This is a genomic window from Rhizobium alarense (assembly GCF_021555155.1).
Taxonomy (GTDB): Bacteria; Pseudomonadota; Alphaproteobacteria; order Rhizobiales; family Rhizobiaceae; genus Rhizobium_D; species Rhizobium_D alarense.
The window spans coordinates 7635-9845 of the sequence record NZ_JAKGBU010000089.1; the positions used below are offsets into that span (position 1 = coordinate 7635).

At 65.4% G+C, this 2211-nt stretch carries 1 protein-coding gene; it reads right to left on the reverse strand.

All coding sequences use genetic code 11. The features are described from left to right. Window positions 1–2211: beta strand repeat-containing protein (locus LXM94_RS21590; RefSeq protein WP_408015679.1), on the reverse strand; the 2211-nt coding region annotated here is incomplete at both ends.

Below are 2211 nucleotides of genomic sequence, written 5' to 3' on the forward strand. Positions count from 1 at the left end.
AGGCCCGCGATGCCGTCCGTGCTGAGGGCCTCGATCTGTTCCGTCGAGAAGGCGGCGATCGTGTCCGTCGAGAGGCCTGCCATGGCGCTTGAGCTGATCGCCGCGATATCGGCAGTCGAGAACGTTTCCAGATCATCGGTGCTCAGTGCCGCGATCTGCGTCGATGTCAGCACTGCGACCTGTGCCGTCGTCAAAGCCTCGATCTGCTCGGTGTTCAGGCTGGCAATCGATGCGGTGCTGAGTGACTTGATGACGGCGGTGCTGAGGGCTTCGATCTGATCCGCCGAAAGAGCCGCCAGGTCATCGGTGCCGAGAACCGCCACCTGCTTGGAGCTGAGCGCGTTTACCTGGGCCGTTGTGAGGGCCTCGATCTGGAGCGTGCTCAAGGCATTGATTTGATCGGTGGTGAGACCGGCAATGGCCGCGGTGCCGAGGGCGGCGATCTGGTCCGCCGACAGGCTTGCGATGATGTCCGTCGACAGCCCGGACATTGCGCCCGAGCTGATCGCCGCGAGATCGTTCTCCGAGAAGACCAGCAGGTCGTCGCTTCCGAGCGCCGCGATTTGCGTCGAGCTCAAGGCCGCGACCTGGGTCTCCGTCAGGGCCTCCACCTGATCGGTGCTCATGGCGTTGATCTGGCTGGTGGACAGGCCCGCGATGCCGGCCGTGCTCAGTGCGGCGATCTGGTCGGTGGTGAGGGCAGCGAGGTCGTCAGTGCCGAGGACTGCGACCTGTTTGGAGCTCAGAGCGCCGATCTGCGCCGTGGTCAATTCCTCGACCTGGCCGGCGCTCAAGGCATTGATCTGTGTTGTGGAGAGGCTCGCAATCGCGGCGGTGCTCAGTGCGGCGACCTGATCGGCGGAAAGCGAGCCGAGAAGACCCGTGCTCAACCCCGACACGGCGCTCGCGCTGATCGCTGCAATATCGGCGGTCGAGAAGGCAGCGATATCCTCCGTACCAAGCGCGGCGATCTGCTTGGAGCTGAGGGCGGCGACCTGTGTCGTCGTCAAGGCCTCCACCTGGTCGGTGCTCAACGCGTTGACAAGTGTGGTGGAAAGGCCAGCGATACCGTCCGTGCTCAGGGCGGCGATCTGCTCGGCCGAAAATGCGGCCAGGCCGCTGGTGCTGAGCGCGGCGATCTGCTTCGACGTGAACGCGGCGATCTGGGCCGTGGTCAGCTCCTGGACCTGGGCTGCGGTCAGCGCACTGATCTGGCTCGTCGACAACCCCTCGAGGCCTTCCGAACTCAGGGCGGCGAGCTGGTCGGCGGAGAGCGCCGCGATCAGTTCCGACGACAGTCCCGCGACGGCGTCAGAGCTGATCGCCGCGATATCGTCGACCGAGAAGAGCGCGATGTCGTCCGTGTCCAGTGCCGCGATCTGCCTGGAGCTGAGAGCGGCGACCTGGGTCGCGGTCAAGGCCTCGATCTGGTCCGAACCCATGGCATCGATCTGGCTGGTTGAAAGGCCCGCAATGCCGTCGGTGCTCAGGGCGGCGATCTGATCGGCCGAAAGAGCGGCGATCTCGTCCGTGCTCAAGGCAGCGACCTGAGCGGAAGACAGCGTACTGATCTGGGCCGTCGTCAGGACCGCGACCTGATCCGAGCTCAAGGCATCGATATGCTTCGTCCGCAAGCCGGAGATGCCGGCAGTGCTCAGGGCGGCAATCTGGTCGGTCGTCAGGGCAGCGATGACGGCCGTCGAGAGCCCCGCGATGGCGCTGGAGCCCAGGGCCGCGATGTCGGCGGTCGAAAATGTTGCAATATCCTCGGTCGTCAATGCCGCGAGCTGGGTCGACGTGAGGGCAGAGACCTGGCTCGAGGACAATGCTTCGACCTGGTCGGAGCTCAAGGCGTTGATCTGGCTTGTGGTGAGGCCCGCGACGCTGGCGGCACTCAGGGCGGCGATCTGCTCCGTCGACAGGATGGCGATCTCGCTTGTGCTCAACACCGCAACCTGCGCGGCGGAAAGGGCGGCGATCTGGTCCGTGGTCAGGGCCGCGACCTGACCGCTTTCGAGTGCCGCGACCTGCTTGGTGCCGAGGCCGGTAATCCCGGACGTGCTGAGAGCCGCAACCTGGCCGGTCGTCAGCGCCGCAATGGCCGCTGTGGACAGGCCCGCGATGGCGCTGGAACCGAGTGCCGCGATGTCCGCGGTCGAGAAGGTTGCGATGTCTTCCGCAGTCAGCACGGCAAGCTGCGTCGAGCTGAGA